The following is a 19,022-nucleotide window of genomic DNA, read 5'->3' on the forward strand; positions in this document are numbered from 1 at the left end:
ACCGAACCGCACCCATCTCAATGGAGAGTGAGTACGACCATGGGTCACTACAAAGCCAACATCCGCGACCTCGAGTTCAACCTCTTCGAGGTGCTCGGCCTGGGTAGCCTGCTGGACAACGGCGCCTACGGTGACCTGGACAGCGACACCGTGAAGGAAATGCTCTCCGAGGTCAAGCGTCTGGCCGAGGGCCCGCTGGCCGACTCGTTCGTCGACGGTGACCGCAACCCGCCGACCTTCGATCCCGAGACCCACACCGTCACGCTCCCCGAGTCCTTCAAGAAGTCCTACAAGGCGCTCGAAGACGGCGAGTGGTCCAAGGTGCCCGTGCGCGAGGAGCTCGGTGGCCTCGGCGCCCCCTCCGTCGTCGGCTGGGCCCTGGGCGAGATGATCCTCGGCGCCAACCCGCCGGCCCAGATGTACGCCGCCGGTGCGGGATTCGCGCAGGTCTTCTACAACAACGGCACCGATGAGCAGAAGAAGTGGGCTCAGAAGATCGCGGACCGCAACTGGGGCGCCACCATGGTGCTGACCGAGCCCGACGCGGGCTCCGACGTCGGCGCCGGCCGCACCAAGGCGATCAAGCAGGAAGACGGCACCTGGCACATCGAGGGCGTCAAGCGCTTCATCACCTCGGGCGACTCCGACGACCTGTTCGAGAACATCATGCACCTGGTGCTGGCTCGCCCCGAGGGCGCCGGACCGGGCACCAAGGGCCTGTCCCTGTTCTACGTGCCGAAGTTCCACTTCGACTTCGACACCGACACCATCGGCGAGCGCAACGGCGTCTTCGTGACGAACGTCGAGCACAAGATGGGCATCAAGGTCTCGGCCACCTGTGAGGTCACCTTCGGCGGCCACGGCGTTCCCGCCAAGGGCTGGCTCGTCGGCGAGGTGCACAACGGCATCGCGCAGATGTTCGACGTCATCGAGAACGCTCGCATGATGGTCGGCACCAAGGCCATCGCCACCCTGTCGACCGGTTACCTGAACGCGCTGGAGTACGCCAAGATCCGCGTCCAGGGCGCCGACCTGACCCAGATGACCGACAAGGCCGCGCCCCGCGTGACCATCACCCACCACCCGGACGTGCGTCGTTCGCTCGCGACCCAGAAGGCGTACGCCGAGGGCCTGCGCGCGATCTACCTCTACACCGCCGCGCACCAGAACGAGGATGTCGCGCAGCTGGTTTCGGGCGCCGACAAGGACACCGCGTTCCGCGTCAACGATCTGCTGCTGCCGATCGTCAAGGGTGTCGGCTCCGAGCGCGCCTACCAGTACCTGACCGAATCGCTGCAGACCTTCGGTGGCTCCGGCTTCCTGCAGGACTACCCGATCGAGCAGTACATCCGCGACGCCAAGATCGACTCGCTGTACGAGGGCACCACCGCCATCCAGGCGCAGGACTTCTTCTTCCGCAAGATCGCCCGTGACCGCGGTGTGGCCCTGGCCCACGTCGCCGGCCAGGTGCAGGCGTTCATCGAGCGCGAGGGTGGCAATGGCCGCCTGAAGCAGGAGCGCAAGCTGCTCGCCACCGCCCTCGAGGATGTGCAGGCCATGGCCGCCACCCTGACCGGGCACCTGATGGGCGCGCAGGAAGACCCCAAGGAGCTCTACAAGGTCGGCCTGGGCTCGGTCCGCTTCCTGATGTCGGTCGGCGACCTGCTCATCGGCTGGCAGCTGCTGCAGCAGGCCGAGGTCGCCATCAAGGCCCTCGACAACGGCTCCACCGAGGCGTTCTACACCGGCAAGGTCGCGACCGCGCAGTTCTTCGCGCGCAACATCCTGCCGGAGCTGACCTCGACCCGCACCGTCCTGTCGAACCTCGACAACGACATCATGGAGCTGGACGAAGCCGCCTTCTAGGAGTCGGAGTCCCCGCCTCGCCGGGAATCCACGAGTAAGACTCGGTGCGCCCCGGGACCACGGTCCCGGGGCGCACTGCTGTTCCGAGGGGCTCCGAGGTGGCTCCGAAAGGGCGATGGTCCGAGCACGGCTATCCACAGCGTGTGGTGCGGACGGGTGATCGACCACTAGGTGTTGTGGCTCAACCACAGATCTATCCCAAGATCTATCCACCGCCTGTGGATAACTTTTGTCATATGCGCATCGCCGCACCCGGACGGTCGCGTCCACGCGGGTTCGCGGCGGGTTTCCGGAGACGTCGGATCCCTACACCAATCCCCTCCTGACCTGGCGAATCACACCCCGCGTGTCGTTGTCCGGCGCGGCGGACGGGAGCCCGGCGGACGGGTCCGCGCGGTTTTCCACAGCCGGCCCCGGGAGGGCTGGGGACAGGCCCGCGGGCGGGCATTCACCCGGGTTCTCCACAGTTGTCCCCAGGTTCATCCACGACACCGGGATAGTTTGGGGTGCGTGTTGCGGATGGGGAGACGGCGTGGACCGGGGTACCGCCGGCAGGTCGCGGGAGCGCTGACACTCGGAGCGGGGTGGGTGACGCCCGGGTGCTGGTGCAGGACGAACTGCTGGATCTGCTGCCCGCGCTGCGCTCGCGGATCTACCTGGAACCGGCGATGGCGACCGTCGCGATTGTGTTCGCGGCGGTCGCCATCGATCGGTACGCCTATCCCGAGAGCGGGGCCGCTACTCGCACTTGACCACCGGGATGGGGTCGTATTTCACCGTGCGGGTGTGGCGGGAGATCTCCTTGCGGGTCGCCGCGTCGCGGATGATCCGGGTGTCGGAGGTGGTGAAGCCGGGGGCGCCTTCGGAGGCGATGCAGTCCTTGCCCTTGGGCAGGGTCACCGTGTTGGGTTCGGTGGGCTTGGTGCGCTCGCCGGTGACGGACTCGACCTCGACCGTCTTCGTGCTCCACATGCGGACCGTGACTTCGGAAGCGGTGGTGGAGGTTTCGATGAAGACGCCGTACGGGGTCTGATTGCGGAACTTCAGGTCGATCGCGCCGTCGAAGACCGTGGCCTCGCGGGCGGCGGGATAGCGCGAGATGTAGTAGCTGTGCTCGGTGTGGCCGGCGTCCTCGAGGCCCGCGAAGTACGCGGCGTTGTAGAGGGTGGTGGCGAACTGGCTGATGCCGCCGCCGACCGCGGTGCTCGGGCGGCCCTTGTCGATGATCCCGGACTCGACGTAGCCCTCGGCGACGCCGCGCGGGCCGGTGAAGTCGTTGAGCGAGAACGTCTCGCCGGGCTTGACCACCGCGCCGTTCACCTTGGTGGCGGTGACGCGGATGTTCACCCCCGACGGGCCGCTGAAACCGCTGGTGGTGAAGGAGCCGATGACCTCTTTCACGCCCAGCTTGCCGGCGTCGTCGGTGGTCAGCTTGGGCTTGACCTGCTCGTAGACCACGGTCCGGCTGCGGTCGCCGGCGGAAACCAGCAGGGCGGCAAGATTTTCGAAGGTCTTGTCCCAGTTGATGGTGTCGCCCACGACGGCGGGCACCACCGTCGCGCGCCCGCCCGTCAGGGTGAAGGTGGCGTCCTTGGGCTCGACCTCGGTGTCCTTCAACTGCGGTCCGAGCGCGGCGATCAGCGCCTCGTTGTTGTACGAGAGCGCAAGCCCGCCTTGCCCATCGGGCGCGAAGGCGAGCGCGCCGCCGATCTGCTCGGGTTCCAGCACCGCGTTGCCGCCCTTGCCGGTGAAGGTGATCGGCGCGCGCACCGCGGGTTCGGCGACCTCGCGCAGCGTGCGCGCGACCGCGTCGGCGTGCACGGTGGCCTCGGTCTCCACGGCGGGCAGTTCCAGCGGCGAACCGTCGGACCAGTGCTCGGCCAGCGTCTCGCGCGCGGCCGCGACGTCCAGGACCCGGCCCGGGATGGGCTGTACGCCTACCGGTTTCGCGCCCTCGAAGACGACCCCGCCCTCGACGGGCTGCCGATCGCCCGCGCGCAGGGCGTCCAGCTGGGCTGTCATGGCGGTGTTGTCGACGATGGCGGCTGGCTCCACGACGCGGGTGCCGAACAGGGACCACACGCGGGTGAACGGATTCACCGGCTGGTCGCCGATCCGATCCCAGGTGCCGCTCCAGTCCACCGACAATCCGGCGTTCTTGGGCACCACCTCGGTCTTCACATCGCCGATGCGCACGGTCAGCGGCTGGGTGGCGCGCTGGTTCAGCACCTGTTCCAGCCGGGCCTGCGCCTGTTCGCGGTCCATCCCGCCGATATCCACGCCCGCGACCTCGACCCCGCGCGGCACGTTTCCGGACGATAGCCCGAAGTCCAGGGCGAAAGCCAGGCCGCCGGCGGCCATCAGCACACCTGCCGCGATCCCGGCGCGCTTTGCCGCCGCGGAGTTCAGGAACTGCCGTCCGGGCGCCGGGTCATCGGCGGTGCGCCGCGACTTCGCATGACGCCCGGGACTTTCGATGGTCACGAACCATCCTCCCAAATGGTGGAATACCGACCCGCAGGCGCGAGTTCACCGCCCACCATAATGGTCCGGGCCGACACGTGCCGCTTGTCAAGACTCACAGCAAACACTGTGCAACATGTTGCCGGGATATGAAAGAGCCCCGTGCGGTTGCCGGGTCGGGGGTCTGGCAACAGCACGGAGCCACCCCGTCTATCGGGGCCCGTTCGGGGTCGTTACACCCGATCCGCACGAGTGGCGAAAAAACTTCCGGCGACTTCGACTGGGACAATCGAGACAGTTCGCGATGCGAGCCGGGCCCCGCCCGCTCGCGCACAGGCAGAGCCTGGGAACGACGAGGCTCGAGATGACTCGAGGAGACCGGAATGCAGCTCGGAATGATCGGGCTCGGCCGGATGGGCGGCAACATCGTGCGCCGCATCGTCCGGGACGGGCACACCGCCGTCGGCTACGAACGCCACACCCCGCAGATCGACGCGCTCACCGCCGAATTGGGCGACAGCTTCTCCGGCACCACCGACCTGGCGAAGTTCGTGGCCGCGCTCGAGGCCCCGCGGGTGGTGTGGGTGATGATCCCGGCCGGGGCCACCGGGGCGGTGATCACCGAACTCGCGGGTCTGCTCGAAGCCGGCGACATCGTCATCGACGGCGGCAACAGCCGGTACCACGAGGACATCCGGCGCGCGAACGACCTGCGGCCCAAGGGCATTCACTACGTCGACATCGGCACCTCGGGCGGCGTGTTCGGCCTCGACCGCGGCTTCTGCCTGATGATCGGGGGCGAAGCGGAGCAGGTCGCGTACCTGGACCCGCTGCTGAAATCCATCGCGCCCGGCGTCGAGGCCGCGCCGCGCACGCCCGGGCGCACCGGCGCCCCCTCCCAGGCGGAGCAGGGCTACCTGCACTGCGGTCCGGCCGGCGCCGGGCACTTCGTGAAGATGGTGCACAACGGCATCGAATACGGGGCCATGGCGGCCTACGCCGAAGGCATGAACATCCTGCACCGAGCCGATATCGGGAACGCGGCCGACACCGAGCACTCCGCCGAGGTGACGCCCCTCGAGCACCCCGAGTTCTACCGGTACGACATCGACGTTCCCGAGGTCACCGAGGTGTGGCGGCGGGGATCGGTGGTCGCGTCCTGGCTGCTGGACCTGACCGCGGCGGCACTGCACGCCGACCCGAACCTGGACTCCTTCGGCGGCCGGGTCTCGGACTCCGGGGAAGGCCGCTGGACCCTGGACGCCGCCATCGACGAGGGGGTGCCCGCCCCGGTGCTGTCCGCGGCGCTGTTCCAGCGGTTCTCCTCGCGCGGGGAATCGCTGTACGCGGACAAGGTGCTCTCGGCCATGCGCCAGGCGTTCGGCGGGCATCACGAGCTGCCGAAGCAGTAGTGCGGGTCCCGGCGTGCGATCCGCGCATCCGGGATCACCGAACCACCGCGGGCGGCAATAACTTTCGACGCCGGACGGCGCATACGACGGTGGCTCCCGGTCATTCACCGGGAGCCACCGTCGTTCTTGCTCGCTACCTGCCGCGCGTCACAGGCCCAGGGCCTGCGCCGCCATCTTCGCCACCGCGAGCGGTCCGAAGGTGAGCAGGTACACCAATCCATCCACGATTGCCATCATGGCCGTACTCCTGTCAGTCGAAATTGCGGTCGATCCAGTCGATGGTCTGCATGCCGAACAGATCGACGCCCCAGCCGTACATGTCGGTGATGAAGCGCTCCATGGAGCAGTCGGTGGGCGCGTAGGTGACGTCCGCACCTTGCGACCGGTAGGTGTCGGCCAGATCGCGGGCGTCCTTGGCGGGCACCAGCGACATCGGCGAATCATCCTTGGCGCAGGACGAGATCATGATCTTGGAACGCGGAGTTCCGTTGCGCCCCAGGATGTTGTTCCGGAACGCCTCCTGGAAGTCGGGTTCGTCCGCGGGATTGAGCCCCGAGGTGAACAGCGCCTCCATCGGCACGAACGGCAGGCCGAAGTAGGCGGGCACCTGGCACTGCGTGCGGTAGAAGTTCGCCAGCGCCTGCCCGGCGGGATTGAGCTTGTCGTTCACCCGCATCTCCGGGTACCAGGGCTCGAGCCCCAGCAGGGTCGCCAGCGCGAAACCGGAGCCGACCGAACCGCTGGTGACGCGCATGAAGTTGCCCGGATCCACGACCATGCCCTCCATGACCGTGGTCTTGATGTTCAGCTCGGGCGCGTAGGCGGGCGCCATCTCGGCCGAGAACGCCGCTCCCACACCGCCGCCCGCGACGCCGAACAGCGCGATCTGCGCGGCGGGATCCAGACCCGACTCGGGCAGCGCCAAAGCCGCACGCGCGCCGTCCAATTGGGCGTGCCCGGCGTAGGTGCCCACGAACACCCCGTGCGGATCGCGATCCGCGTCGTTCCCGACGTCGGAGATCATGACCGCGTAGCCCTTGTCGAACATGAGCGCCAGCGGGCCCAGCGCCGACCACGAGGAGCCGTCCAGCGGCGCGCCGCCGGTCCACTGGGTGCTCGGATGGCACGACCAGCCGACGCTGTCGTTGGCCTCCTGGTAGGAGATGAGCTTGCGGTCGGCGTCGGACCGGCCGTCCTTGGGAATCATCAGGATTCCGGTGCTGATGACCGGGCTGACGCCGTCGGGCGCGGTGGTCACGTACATGAGCTTGTACGCGGCGACCGTCCGCGGCTTCACACCGAGGAACATCACGTCGACCGGTTTGGCCTTGAGGATGTCCCCGGGCTTCTCCCGTCCGGTGAGCGAAGGCTCCTGGTAGAAGGGATCATTCGCGAGCAGCGCCTCGAACTTCTCTTCGGGCGTGGCGTTCTCGGCGGTGTTCAGCGTGCCGATGACGAAACCGTTGAACACCTTGTCCAGGCCGGGCACCTCGTTCACGGGCGCCTCGCCGACCGGCTCGGCGAGCACGGTGGTGGCGCCGGTGGCCACGCCGGCCAGCGTCAGCGCCGCGACCAGCAGGAAGGCGGGCAGTTTCCAGCGCGACATCTAGCTCACCGCTTCCGGGGTCAGCACGGTGACGCGCAGTTCACCGGCGGCGGAGGACAGCAGCTGCGGGATGTTCAGCAGCGGGCGTTTCGATTCCATTTGCACCTCGTACGGCGTCCGCATGGCAGCTTCCAGTGCGGGCCAGTTGTTCTCGACCTGATAGCGGTATTTGGGCAGCAGTTCGCTGCTGATGTAGTCCCAGCGGGACTCGAAGACCGACCAATCCCAGTCCGGCAGCGGCAATGTCAGCAGCGCGGGGCGGCCGTCGGCGGTGGTGAACCGCACGCGCACGGGGTTGAACTCCCGCGGCGGCACCACGCCCGCGACCGAGGGCGAACCGGCCGCACCGGTGGCATAGGTCAGGGCGGCGCCGATGTCGCCCCGGTAGGCGCGCACCTCGTCCCACTGCCTGCTGACCACCCAGCCCTGTTCCCGGTTCAGCAGCACGCGATTGCCCGCCGCCACCCGGTCGGGCACACCGGAGGCGATATCGCCCCAGGCGGCCATGATGTCCGCGCCGAACAGGCCGGCGGCCTCGAATTCACGCAGCGCGGGCAGACCGCCGGTCACGTACGCGTCGTGCATGGGCATCAGGTCCGAGAAGATGTTCTTCTGCATCACCAGGATCATCCCGATGACGTAGCGGACGTCCTCGGGCGTGATGTCCGGCGCGGCGTTCGCCAGGGCGCGCAGCCCGCTCGGCAGGCTCGCCACCGCGGCGGGGCCGGCGGCCTGATGCACGGCGCCCAGCACCCGGTGCGCGGCGTCCGCGAGCCCGGGCAGACCGTAGAGGTCGGCGCCCATCAGCTCGAAATCGATGAGCCCGCCGCCGAAGTCGGCGCCGACCTGTCCGCCCATGCCGGCCCACTGCAGTTCGCGATGGCCGAGCTGCAGGTCCTCGTAGTAGCGGTAGGACTTGATCAGGTTGTCGCGATTGGCGCCAACACCGGCGCGCGGATCCCAGGCACGCAGGTCGATTCCGGCCTTGCCCGTCGCGTCGACCAGCCAGTACTGGTAGAGCAGGGCGCTATAGCGGGCGGGCGGAATGCCTTGCGCGCGAGCCTGTTCGAGGAGATCACCGAGTTCGTCACGGTCGTAGGGCAATTCGGGGTTGACCCCGCCGGGGGCCTGAGCGGCGTCCCGATTGACCAGCGGCAGATCGAGATAGCGGTCCACGGTGGCCGCCGTCGCCGGGGTGGCGGCCGCGAGCCCGAGCCCGAGCGTCACCGCCACGCCGAGCACTGCGGAGCGCAGCGTTGCGCCGATACGCATAGTGTTCCAGTCCTTCTGTTTCGCCCCGTCCGATCCGAAAACCTGCTGTTAGCTGGAGCTATGCAGATTCTCTGAATCAGGACTACGACCCCTTCGTTGCCATCTGCCCTTCGTTGATCACGAATCCCCCTCCGACACTTCGGCAGATGTATACATGCAGCTAGACCTGATAATTAGCTACGCAAAGGGGCACGCTACCCAGTACGTCCACGAATAGTGAAATTGCCACTGTGTTAGTCGCCACATATTTGCTATTTGCTGTGGCATTTCCCACGAATTTGTTTGAACGCGTAACGCCCGGGCATTCGTCGGGCCCCGGCCCGTCCAGCGGGACGCCTTCGCGACCCACCGCGCACGCGCCCGGCGACCTCGTTCCCGGCGCGACACGTGTGCCGAGATGGCCACCGGTGGCGGCGGGTCGCTACGGTCGGACGTATGCGCACCCTCCCGGTCCTCGTGCTAGCAATGACCATCGTGGTGCTGACCGCCTGCTCGGGTGGCAGCAGCACCACCTCCACGACCGAATCCGCCGGAACCACAACCGGATCCGCCGAGACCTCGCTCGCGCCGAGCACCAGCCCCGCGCCGCGGGACTGCGCGGCCGGGTACCTGTCGCAGTTCACGCTGCGGCAGAAGCTGGCGCAGCTGCTCACCGTCGGCGTGACCGGCGCGGCCGACGCGGAGAACGTGGTGCGCACCGAGCAGATCGGCGGCATCTTCGTCGGCGGGTGGACCGAGTCGTCGCTGCTGGCCGATCACCAGATCGACAAGGTCAAGGCCGCCTCCCGGACCCCGCTGATGGTGACCATCGACGAGGAGGGCGGCCGGGTCTCGCGGGTGCGCAACCTGATAGGCGAAGCGCCGTCGGCGCGGGCGACCGTCGACGTCATGAGCCCGGAGGAGTTCTACACCTTCAGCCTCGACCGCGCGAAGAAGCTGAAGTCCTTCGGCGTGACCGTCAACTTCGCGCCCGATGTGGACGTGAGCAGCCAGCCGGCGGACAGCGTCATCGGCGACCGGTCGTTCTCCGACAAGCCCGACGTCGTGATCGCCTACGCCGACGCCTACATCCGCGCCCTGAAGGACGCGGGCGTCGGCAGCGTCATGAAGCACTTCCCCGGCCACGGCGCCGGATCCGGCGATTCGCACACCGGCGCGGTGCGCACGCCCCCGCTGGCCGAACTGCAGACCCGGGACCTGGTGCCGTTCCGCACGCTGATCGGATCCGGGGCGGCCGTCATGGTGGGCCACCTGGACGTGCCCGGACTGACCGAGCCGAACATCCCGGCCAGCATCAGCCCGCAGGTCATGCAGCTGCTGCGCCAGGGCACCGGGTACGGCGCGGCCCCGTTCGACGGGGTGATCTTCACCGACGATCTCGGGGGCATGGCGGCCATCACCAGTCGCATGAGCATCGAGGAGGCGGTGGAAGCGTCGCTGGTCGCGGGCGCCGACAACGCCCTGTGGATCACCACCGACGCCGTCACCTCGGTGCTGGACCGGTTGGAGCAGGCCGTGAGCTCCGGCCGCCTACCGGGAGCGCAGGTGGATGCCTCGGTACTGCGCATGGCAAAGTTCAAGGGCACCGCTCCCACCTGCTGACCGTCCGGCGAATCACCGGCAATTCGCAATGGCGGAACTTACCTTGGAGTAAGATAGGGGTTCGACGTGTAAGGACAGACGTGTACAGCACGGTCTAGGAGAGTGGATGGCTGGCGGAACGAAACGGCTACCGCGCGCTGTGCGCGAGCAACAGATGCTCGACGCAGCCGTGGAGGTCTTCTCGCGCAAGGGCTATCACGATACGTCCATGGACGCCATCGCCGCCGAGGCGAAGATCTCCAAGCCCATGCTGTACCTGTACTACGGCTCCAAGGACGAACTCTTCCGGGCCTGCATCCACCGCGAGAGCATGCGCTTCATCGAGGCGGTCGCGGTGGCGGGCAACCCGAAACTGAGCCCGCACGAACAATTGCGCGCCGGGCTCGAAGCCTTCCTTTCGTACGTGGATCAGAATCGCCTGTCCTGGCAGGTGCTCTACCGGCAGGCCCTGGGTCAGCAGCCGTTCGCCTCGGAAATATCCAACAGCCGCGACCGGGTCATCGAACTCACCGCGAAATTGCTGGAATCCAGCGCCAAGTACGCCGAGCCCGGTACCAATTTCGAAGTGGTGTCGGTGGCGGTGATCGGCGCCGGCGAGGCCATCGCCGACCGGGTCGCCAGCGGCACGGTCGACATGGCGGAAGCGGTGGATCTGCTCGATGATCTGGCGTGGCGCGGCCTGGCGGGCAAGAAGAAGGACAACTAGCCCCGATCGGGTTGCCGCGGACCCCGTCACCTGCGACAGTTTCGACGGAATCGTGTTGCGGGACGGCCGGTGCACTCCGGCCGGGGATGGGGTTACACCATGTTCGGGCTGCTCAAACCATGTCAGCACGGCGCCGCGCGGTACGGCATGGACGCCGGGGCCTGGCAGACCCAGATGTGCGGGCTCTGCCTGGGCCTGCGCGACGGGCACGGCCAGCTCGCGCGGGCGGCGACCAACACCGACGCCATCGTGCTCGGCGTGCTCACCGAGGCGCAGCAGACCCGGACCGCCGAGCGCACGAGCGCGGGCCCCTGCCCGCTGCGCGGCATGCGGCGCGCGAGTGTCGCCCCCGCCGATTCGCCGGGCGTTCGCCTGGCCACCACGGCGTCACTGCTGCTGGGCGCGGCCAAGATTCGCGACCACCTCGACGACGGCGAGACCGCGCGCGGGGCCGTCCGGCCGCTCACCCGCGTCTCGGGCCGCTGGCATGCGCAGGCCCACGACGCCGCGGCCGGCATCGGACTCGACATCGCGCCGCTGGTCGCCGCCATCGAATCGCAGACCGCGCTCGAACAGGCCGCCGCCCGGCACGGCGTGCACACCGGCCCGGCCGACCTGGACGCGCTGAACCGGCTGACCGCGCCCACCCAGCTGTGCGCCGCGGAACTGTTCGCGCACACCGCGATACTGGCCGAGCAGCCCGCCAACGCGGACGCACTGCGCACGGCCGGTTGGCATTTCGGGCGCATCGCGCACCTCGCCGACGCCATCGATGATCTGGACCACGACCGCGAGCACGGAAAGTTCAACCCGCTCACCGCGACCGGCATCGGCGCCGAACAGGCGCACGAGCTACTGCGCGAATCGAATTCGCTGCTGCGGGCGGCACTGGTCAGCGTCGGCCTCGAACGCGTGGGGTCGGTGCGCTGGCTGCTGCTGGATCCGCTCAACGGGGTCGTCCGCAGACTCGGGCGGGCGGCGAACGTGGTGCACGCGTGCACGTCCCGGGCCTGCGGGTCCCGAACGGGGCACGGCTCCGAGGGGTCGCCGGGGACCGAGTCGATCGAAACCGGTCTCGGCGCCGGCCATGAGCACAGCGGGCACGAGCACCCGGCGGACACGCGAAAGGCGTTCGGCGCGAACGCGCTACTGCCGATCACGAGCGCGGGTGCGCACGGCGTCCATGCCTCGTACGGGCCGCCGGTCAGCAAGCCCGGCATCTTCGAGGGCATCGGCATCATCCTGGGCCAGTACTGCACCGGCTACGCGTGCTGCGCCGAGCACACCCGCCCGTGCAGCGGGCACCGCAAGGACGCCTGGATCAATCGCTGCGGCTGCGACGCCTGCAACGGCTGCGGCTGTGACGGCTGCGGTTGCGACGGTTGCTGTGACGGCTGCTGTTGTGACGGCTGCGGGTGCGGCTGCGACTGCTGATACGTAAAAGCCGCACACCGTTTCCCCGTCCGGATGTCGAAACCCCTGCGTGGCGACATACGGTGGTGAATCGGTGCGCGGCTCTCGCCCCACCCCGTGGGGCCGACGCTGTCGGCGGCCCGAACCATACCCGTGGTTTGCGGACTTCGTGGTCGATCCACGACCACCGGGACAGCGCGACCCCGGGTCTGCGGCTGAAGTGGCTCGAATTCGCCATCGTTCGCGGTGCTCGATGGCCCGGATGCGCCGGTGGCGCAGCGGCGACGAATCCGGCACGCCGATGGCCGCGCCGGGGTGTGGTGCACCCCGGCGCGGCGATCGGTCAGCGAATGGTGGCGGTGAGGTGCGGGAAACCCTTCTTGGGGTTGCGCAGCGCCAGGTCCCAGCCGCCCTCGACCTTGTCCGCGTACACGTTGACCGTGGACGGCAGGAAGATCGGCTTGCCGAATTTGACCTCGTAGGTGGTCTTTTCGGGAATCCGGCCCTCGAGATTGGACAGGATGTTGGCCGCGGACCACATGCCGTGCGCGATCGGCTTCGGGAAACCGAAGGCCTTGGCGCCGAGCCCCGAGGTGTGGATCGGGTTGTGGTCACCCGAGGCCCCGGCGTACCGGGTGATCGTCTTCTGATCGACCCGCAGCGAGCGCAGGGGCGGCGGCGGCACCTCGTCCGGGACGGGCTCGGGCTTGGGCCCGCCGGACAGCGAGGTCCGCTGCTGGTGCAGGAAGGTGGTGACCTGCCGCCACACCAGTTCCCGGCCCACGTTCACCTCGGTGATCGCGTCCACCATCAGGCCCTTGGGGTGCTCGCGCAGGTTCTCGATGTGGGTCTGGAAGTCGAGCGGCTCGGAGACCGAGATCTCGCGGGTGCGCTCGATGGTGTTCTTCGCGTGCACCGCGCCGACCGCCACGAACGGGAAGTCGCGGGCGACGACCAGCTGCATGGCCAGCGGGAAGCTGAGCACGAACGGGTAGGTCAGCGGCAGCGAATCGTTGAAACGCAGGCCGGTGGCCTTGCAGTAGGCGGCAAGGTGATTCGGATCGACCTTGAAGCCCTCCAGCCGCACGACCCGGTCGGGCAGGGTCGAGGGCCGGTTGGACAGGCCGGGCACCGGGACCGCGCCGAGCGCGGCCTTGACGAAAAGGCTGGAGTTCTTCGGCACCTCGCCGAGCGTGATGGTCTGGCTCATCACGCGCCGATCAGGCTCTGGCCGCAGACGCGAACGATGTTGCCGCTCAACGCGTTCGACGCCGGGGAGGCGAAGTACGCGATGGTCTCGGCGACGTCGACGGTCTGACCGCCCTGCAGCAGCGAGCTCATCAGGCGGCCGGCCTCGCGGGTGGCGAGCGGGATCGCGGCGGTCATGGCGGTCTCGATGAAGCCCGGCGCGACGGCGTTGATGGTGATGCCCTTCTCGGCCAGCTTCGGGGCCTCGGCGTTGACCATGCCGATGACACCGGCCTTGGAAGCGCCGTAGTTGGTCTGGCCGCGGTTGCCCGCGATGCCCGCGATGGAGGACACGTCGATGACGCGACCGCCCGAACGCAGCGCGCCGGAGGCGACCAGGCCCTCGGTGATGCGGTGCGGCGCAGCCAGGTTCACGTTGATGACCGAGTTCCAGCGGCCCTCGTCCATGTTCGCGAGCAGCTTGTCGCGGGTGATGCCGGCGTTGTGCACGACGATGTCGATGCCGCCGAAGCGCTCGGTCGCGAAGGCGGCCAGCTTCTCGGCGGCGTCGGGGGCGGTGACGTCCAGCGCCAGGGCGGTCGCGCCGACCTTGTTGGCGGTCTCGGACAGCGCCTCACCGGCGGCCGGGATATCGGCGACGATGACGGTGGCCCCGTCACGGGCGAAGACCTCGGCGATGGTGGCGCCGATGCCGCGGGCCGCGCCGGTCACGACCGCGACCTTGCCCTCGAGCGGCTTGTCCCAGCTGGCGGGGGCGGTCGCGTCATCCTTGCCGACGCGGAAGACCTGGCCGTCGACGAACGCGGACTTGGCCGAGAGCAGGAAGCGCAGGGTGGACTCCACGCCGGTGGCGGTCGCGGCGGCCTCCGGGTGCACGTAGACCAGGTTGCCGGTGGAACCCTTGAGCAGCTCCTTGGCGATGGAACGGCTGAAGCCCTCGAGCGCGCGCTGGGCGATCTGCTCGTCGACCGAGGCGGTCAGCTCGGGGGTGGTGCCGATGACCACGACGCGGCCGGAGCCGGCCAGGCTGCGCAGCGCGGGCTGGAAGAACTCGAACAGCTGCTGCAGCTCCTCGATGGTGCGAATGCCGGTGGCGTCGAACACGAGTCCGCCGAACTTCACGCCCTGGGTGACCGAGTCGACGAAGGTGTAGTCCGCCGAGAGCAGGTTCCGGGCGGCGTCCGCGACGCGGCCCTTGCCGCCGATCAGGACCGGACCCGGCAGGGCCGGCTGGCCCGCGACGTAGCGGCGCAGGCTCTCCGGCTGCGGCAGCCCGAGCTTGCTCGCCAGGAACGCGCCGGGCGCGGAGTGAATGAAAGATCCGTACAGGTTGGGAGCGCCCTTGCTCTTGCTGGCTGCCACTGTTCCTACCTTCTCTTGTCCAGGCCCCGGGGGCGGTGTTGCGCACATTTGCGGGGTACGGTGTCGACAAACTAACTTACTCCAGAGTAAGTTTAATGTAAACCGACTGCTGCCGGTCCCGCGGGACCGTGCGAGTGCGGAAATCCACCCGACGAGACACTGGAGACTCGAGTGACCACCAAAGCCCGTTCGGCGAAGCCCGCGGCCAAGACCGCCAAGCAGGCCAAGCCTGTCGCGATCCTCGGCGGTAACCGGATCCCGTTCGCCCGCTCCGACGGCAAGTACGCGCACGCCTCCAACCAGGACATGTTCACCGCGGCGCTGAACGGCCTCGTCAGCCGCTTCGGGCTGCAGGGCGAGCGCCTGGGCATGGTCGTCGGCGGCGCGGTCCTCAAGCGCGTCGGCGAGCACGGCATGATCCGCGAGAGCGTGCTCGGCTCCACCCTGTCCCCGTACACCCCCGCGCACGACCTGCAGCTCGCCTGCGGCACCGGCCTGCAGTCCATCCAGACCGTCGCCGACGGAATCGCGCTGGGCCGCTTCGAATCCGGCATCGGCGGCGGCACCGACACCACCTCGGACGCCCCCATCGGCGTGAGCGAGTCCATGCGCGAGTGGATGCTCGACGCCAACCGCGCCAAGAACAACAAGGACTACGCCAAGCTGGTCGGCCGCCTGCGCCCGTCCATGGTCGGCATCGAGATCCCGCGCAACGCCGAGCCGCGCACCGGGCTCTCGATGGGTGAGCACGCCGCCATCACCGCCAAGGAATTCGGCATCGCCCGCGACGCGCAGGACGAGCTGGCCTACCTCTCGCACAAGAACATGGCCGCCGCCTACGACCGCGGTTTCTTCGACGACCTCATCACCCCGTTCCTCGGGCTGACCCGCGACGACAACCTGCGTCCGGGCTCGACCATCGAGAAGCTGTCGACCCTCAAGCCGGTCTTCGGCGTGAAGCTGGGCGACGCCACCATGACCGCGGGCAACTCCACCCCGCTCACCGACGGCGCGTCCGCGGTGCTGCTGTCCACCGACGAGTGGGCCGCCGCGCGCAACCTCTCGCCGCTGGCCTACCTGGTGGACTCCGAGGTCGCCGCGGTCGACTACATCCACGGCCCCGACGGCCTGCTGATGGCCCCGACCTACGCGGTGCCGCGCATGCTGGCCCGCAACGGCCTGACGCTGCAGGACTTCGACTACTACGAGATCCACGAGGCCTTCGCCTCCGTGGTGCTCGCGACCCTGCAGGGCTGGGAGTCCGACGCGTACTGCAAGGAGCGCCTGGGTCTGGACGGCGCGCTGGGTTCCATCGACCGCAGCAAGCTCAACATCAACGGCTCCTCGCTCGCCGCGGGCCACCCGTTCGCCGCCACCGGCGGCCGCATCATCGCCTCCACCGCGAAGATGCTGGCGGAGAAGGGCGGCGGCCGGGCACTGGTCTCCATCTGCGCCGCGGGCGGTCAGGGCGTCGTCGCGATCGTCGAGCGCTAGAAACAGTACCCTGCAAGGGGTTTCGCGCCGGGGTGACCCGGCACGAGCACGTGGGCGGCCCCCGATCCGTATTCCGGATCGGGGGCCGCTCTTCGCGTTTCGCGGACCGCGGGCACGAACCTCGGCGTGCGCTGCCCGCGAGCACGCGCGCGCCGGCCTCGGATCGTGTTCGGGGCGAATGGCTCAGAGCAGGGTGCTCGCTGCGGCCAGCACCTCCGAGAGCAGGGGCAGGGATGCATCGCGTTCGGGAGCCTGTGCCCACCAGCGGCCCTCGATGGTGTGCCGCCCGAATCCCGTGGGCAGGATGACATTACTGCGATGCGGGCCGATGTCGACGCTCGCGCGTTCCATGCGCTCGAGGTACTCGGCCGTCGGCTCGCCGTCGAAGACGGCCAGGAAGGTACGGCGGGGCGGGCGCTCGCGCACCAGCACCGGGCAGGGCAGTCCGCGCGCGGTCAGTTCGTCGAGTAGCAAGGCCCCCAACGGTTCCGGGGTGTTCAGGGCAGCGATCGTGTCCACCAGGGGTAGCACCACGAAGCCGGGGGTCGTCACATGCACATGCGGCAGCCCGAGCAGCGAGCGATACACCCGCGCCCATTCCTGCGGCGTCGTCAGCTCGTCCAACCGCACACTCCACCCCTCGTTCGGCCCAGCTCCAGCGACGGCTGATCAGTCCAGCAAAGTCGATTGCCGGCGGCATGCCGACACAGTCAGTGAAAACCGGGGCCACGGATCCCACCACCAGAATCCCTGAATCGTTGGCAAACTGTGGACTGGGCGCGACGCGGCGCGGGGTCGCGGGGTCCGCGTACGGGCCCGAAACCGGGGTAACCTCGGGTGGAGATGCCTTCCCACCAGGAGGTTCACCATGCCGTGTGATCTGATGCTCATCGCCTACGACGGGTCCGAGAACGCGCGCCGCGCCGTGGAATACGCCGGGCGCTTCCTCTCCGCCGACAAGGCCGTGGTGCTCACCGCGTGGGAGCCCATGGTTCGCCAGACCGCTCGCCTGTCCGGACTCTCGGGGGTCATGCAGCCCGAGTGGATGCCCGACGACGAGATCGAGGACATCGCCTTCGCCGACGCCAAGTCGATCAACACCGAGGGCGTGCGGCTGGCCAAACTGTCCGGGCTCAACGCCGAGGCGCGCACCGCCGAATGCACCACCACGATCTGGAACGCCATCGTCGAGGTGGCGGACGAATTGAACGTGGACATCATCGTCGCGGGCACGCGCGGGCAGACCGGGATCCGCGCACTGCTGCACTCCAGCGTCGCCGACGCGGTGCTCAAGCACTGCCACCGGCCGGTGCTGCTCGTTCCGCCGGGGCGCGAACCCGCGCGGTAAGCACGAAATCCGCCGGGTGCGGCGAGGCGGCCGCCGCGCCGCTCGCAACCGCTCGTCGCCGCGTGCGGACCCGGCCATCGCGCCGGACGCCGGGCCGCGCTGAGACGTGCGTCGCTCCGCGGCCGATGCTTCGCGCAGGCGGACTATCGTCGAGACATCATGCACGGATTCCTGCTAGCGACGCCCGACAGCGTCGTCCGCACCACGGGTGTGCGCGCCGCGTACGACGACGCGGGAGCGGCGGCCGCGGACCTGCGTACCGGCGCGGCGGAGCTGATCGCCGGAGCCCTGCCCTTCGATCCGCGCGGCCGGGCCGCGCTCGTCGCACCCGAACGCCACACCCGCACCGCGGGGCCGTGGCGGCCCGCCGCACTACCCGCGCTGCCGCCCGTCCGGGTGCTGGCTCAGCTGCCCGATCCCGCCGAGCACCTGGCCCGGGTCGCCAAACTCGTTGCCCAGCTGGGCGATCCGGAATCGCCGCTGCGCAAGGTGGTGGCGGCCCGCTCGCTGCTCGCCGTCGCGGACGCGCCGCTGGATCCGGAAGTGGTTGCCGCGCACCTGGTCACGCGGCATCCGCGCGCGCACGTGTTCGCGGTGGACCTGACGACCGCGGGACGAGCGGGCGAAACCCTGCTCGGGGCGACGCCCGAGGTCCTGGTCGCCCGGCACGGCGACACCGTCACGCTGCGCCCCCTCGCCGGAACGCTCCCCCGCCTGCCCGACCCGGACGCCGACGCCGCGCAGGCGCGAGAACTGCTGGCCAGCAGCAAGAATCGCGAAGAACACGCCTACGTCGTGGAGTGGATCCGCGAACGGCTGACCTCCGTCTGCGCCGAACTGTCCATCCCGGGCGAACCCGAACTGCTGCACACCCCCGAGGTCTGGCACCTCGCCACCCATATCACCGGCCGCCTGCGCGAACCCCGGCCCAGCGCCCTGGACCTCGCGGTCCTGCTGCACCCGACGCCCGCCATCTGCGGCACCCCGACCGACCTCGCCCTGGAGACCATCCTCGATCTCGAAGAGGATCGCGGTTTCTACAGCGGCGCGGTCGGCTGGTGCGACGCCGGCGGCGACGGGGAGTGGGCCGTCGCGATCCGCTCCGCCGAACTCGCCGCCGACGGCCTGACCCTGCGCGCGTTCGGCGGCGGCGGCATCGTCGCAGCCTCCGATCCGCACACCGAGCTCGTCGAGACGACCGCCAAACTCCGCACCTTCCTCGGCGGCCTGCACTGCGCCGTTCCCGAGTGAGTGGCCGGCTTCGTATCC

General features: G+C 69.0%; 15 protein-coding genes. 9 read left to right on the forward strand and 6 right to left on the reverse strand.

The features are described 5' to 3' along the window. The first annotated feature begins 39 nt into the window (after positions 1–39). Together ACFVBH_RS31630 and ACFVBH_RS31635 are read left to right on the forward strand one after the other, a co-directional pair. Positions 40–1,866 (forward strand): acyl-CoA dehydrogenase, encoded by a 1,827-nt coding sequence (locus tag ACFVBH_RS31630; protein WP_354991288.1) that lies wholly within the window; start codon positions 40–42, stop codon positions 1,864–1,866. Between the two features lie 584 nt (positions 1,867–2,450). Then, entirely contained in the window at positions 2,451–2,618 is a 168-nt protein-coding gene (locus tag ACFVBH_RS31635; RefSeq protein WP_379007279.1) for a hypothetical protein, read from the forward strand. Here ACFVBH_RS31635 and ACFVBH_RS31640 read toward each other — a convergent pair. Next, positions 2,605–4,350 carry a VanW family protein gene (locus ACFVBH_RS31640; protein ID WP_354991286.1) on the reverse strand — a complete coding sequence of 582 codons (1,746 nt, stop codon included), beginning with the start codon at positions 4,348–4,350 and terminating at the stop codon, positions 2,605–2,607. The two genes, ACFVBH_RS31635 and ACFVBH_RS31640, sit on opposite strands and share 14 nt — an antisense overlap. Positions 4,351–4,712: 362 nt before the next feature. On the opposite strand from ACFVBH_RS31640, the gene gnd reads away from it, so the two are divergent. Continuing rightward, complete coding sequence (gene gnd, locus ACFVBH_RS31645; protein WP_379007284.1) at positions 4,713–5,741, forward strand: phosphogluconate dehydrogenase (NAD(+)-dependent, decarboxylating); 1,029 nt, start codon at positions 4,713–4,715, stop codon at positions 5,739–5,741. A gap of 250 nt (positions 5,742–5,991) precedes the next feature. Here gnd and ACFVBH_RS31650 read toward each other — a convergent pair whose 3' ends face one another. Then, positions 5,992–7,347 (reverse strand): lipase family protein, encoded by a 1,356-nt coding sequence (locus ACFVBH_RS31650; protein WP_379007287.1) that lies wholly within the window; start codon positions 7,345–7,347, stop codon positions 5,992–5,994. Next, a complete protein-coding gene (locus ACFVBH_RS31655; RefSeq protein WP_379007290.1) occupies positions 7,348–8,619 on the reverse strand; it encodes a hypothetical protein in 1,272 nt (423 codons plus the stop codon). Between the two features lie 435 nt (positions 8,620–9,054). Here ACFVBH_RS31655 and ACFVBH_RS31660 point away from each other — a divergent pair, with 435 nt between their 5' ends. From ACFVBH_RS31660 to ACFVBH_RS31670, 3 genes are all read left to right on the forward strand, one after another. Then, positions 9,055–10,221 (forward strand): glycoside hydrolase family 3 N-terminal domain-containing protein, encoded by a 1,167-nt coding sequence (locus tag ACFVBH_RS31660; protein ID WP_379007292.1) that lies wholly within the window; start codon positions 9,055–9,057, stop codon positions 10,219–10,221. Between the two features lie 106 nt (positions 10,222–10,327). Continuing rightward, entirely contained in the window at positions 10,328–10,927 is a 600-nt protein-coding gene (locus ACFVBH_RS31665; RefSeq protein ID WP_354991281.1) for a TetR/AcrR family transcriptional regulator, read from the forward strand. A 99-nt stretch (positions 10,928–11,026) separates the two neighbouring features. Then, on the forward strand, positions 11,027–12,361 hold the full coding sequence (locus tag ACFVBH_RS31670) for a DUF5685 family protein (protein WP_379007297.1): 1,335 nt from the start codon (positions 11,027–11,029) through the stop codon (positions 12,359–12,361). Positions 12,362–12,683: 322 nt separating this feature from the next. On the opposite strand, the gene ACFVBH_RS31675 is transcribed toward ACFVBH_RS31670, so the two are convergent. Both ACFVBH_RS31675 and ACFVBH_RS31680 read right to left on the reverse strand, forming a co-directional pair. Continuing rightward, positions 12,684–13,550 carry a MaoC/PaaZ C-terminal domain-containing protein gene (locus ACFVBH_RS31675; protein ID WP_354991847.1) on the reverse strand — a complete coding sequence of 289 codons (867 nt, stop codon included), beginning with the start codon at positions 13,548–13,550 and terminating at the stop codon, positions 12,684–12,686. Continuing rightward, positions 13,550–14,911 (reverse strand): 3-oxoacyl-ACP reductase, encoded by a 1,362-nt coding sequence (locus tag ACFVBH_RS31680; RefSeq protein WP_379007300.1) that lies wholly within the window; start codon positions 14,909–14,911, stop codon positions 13,550–13,552. The genes ACFVBH_RS31675 and ACFVBH_RS31680 overlap by 1 nt, the downstream gene beginning before the upstream one ends. Before the next feature lie 171 nt (positions 14,912–15,082). Here ACFVBH_RS31680 and ACFVBH_RS31685 point away from each other — a divergent pair, with 171 nt between their 5' ends. Continuing rightward, positions 15,083–16,405 carry an acetyl-CoA C-acetyltransferase gene (locus tag ACFVBH_RS31685; protein WP_354991849.1) on the forward strand — a complete coding sequence of 441 codons (1,323 nt, stop codon included), beginning with the start codon at positions 15,083–15,085 and terminating at the stop codon, positions 16,403–16,405. A 183-nt stretch (positions 16,406–16,588) separates the two neighbouring features. On the opposite strand, the gene ACFVBH_RS31690 is transcribed toward ACFVBH_RS31685, so the two are convergent. After that, entirely contained in the window at positions 16,589–17,035 is a 447-nt protein-coding gene (locus ACFVBH_RS31690; RefSeq protein ID WP_379007303.1) for a hypothetical protein, read from the reverse strand. 238 nt (positions 17,036–17,273) lie between these two features. Here ACFVBH_RS31690 and ACFVBH_RS31695 point away from each other — a divergent pair, with 238 nt between their 5' ends. Further along, positions 17,274–17,753 (forward strand): universal stress protein, encoded by a 480-nt coding sequence (locus ACFVBH_RS31695; protein ID WP_354990906.1) that lies wholly within the window; start codon positions 17,274–17,276, stop codon positions 17,751–17,753. A 159-nt stretch (positions 17,754–17,912) separates the two neighbouring features. Continuing rightward, complete coding sequence (locus tag ACFVBH_RS31700) at positions 17,913–19,004, forward strand: isochorismate synthase MenF (protein ID WP_379007306.1); 1,092 nt, start codon at positions 17,913–17,915, stop codon at positions 19,002–19,004. Positions 19,005–19,022 lie beyond the last annotated feature (18 nt).

It is taken from the genome of Nocardia sp. NPDC057668, from assembly GCF_042799795.1.
Taxonomy (GTDB): domain Bacteria; phylum Actinomycetota; class Actinomycetes; order Mycobacteriales; family Mycobacteriaceae; genus Nocardia.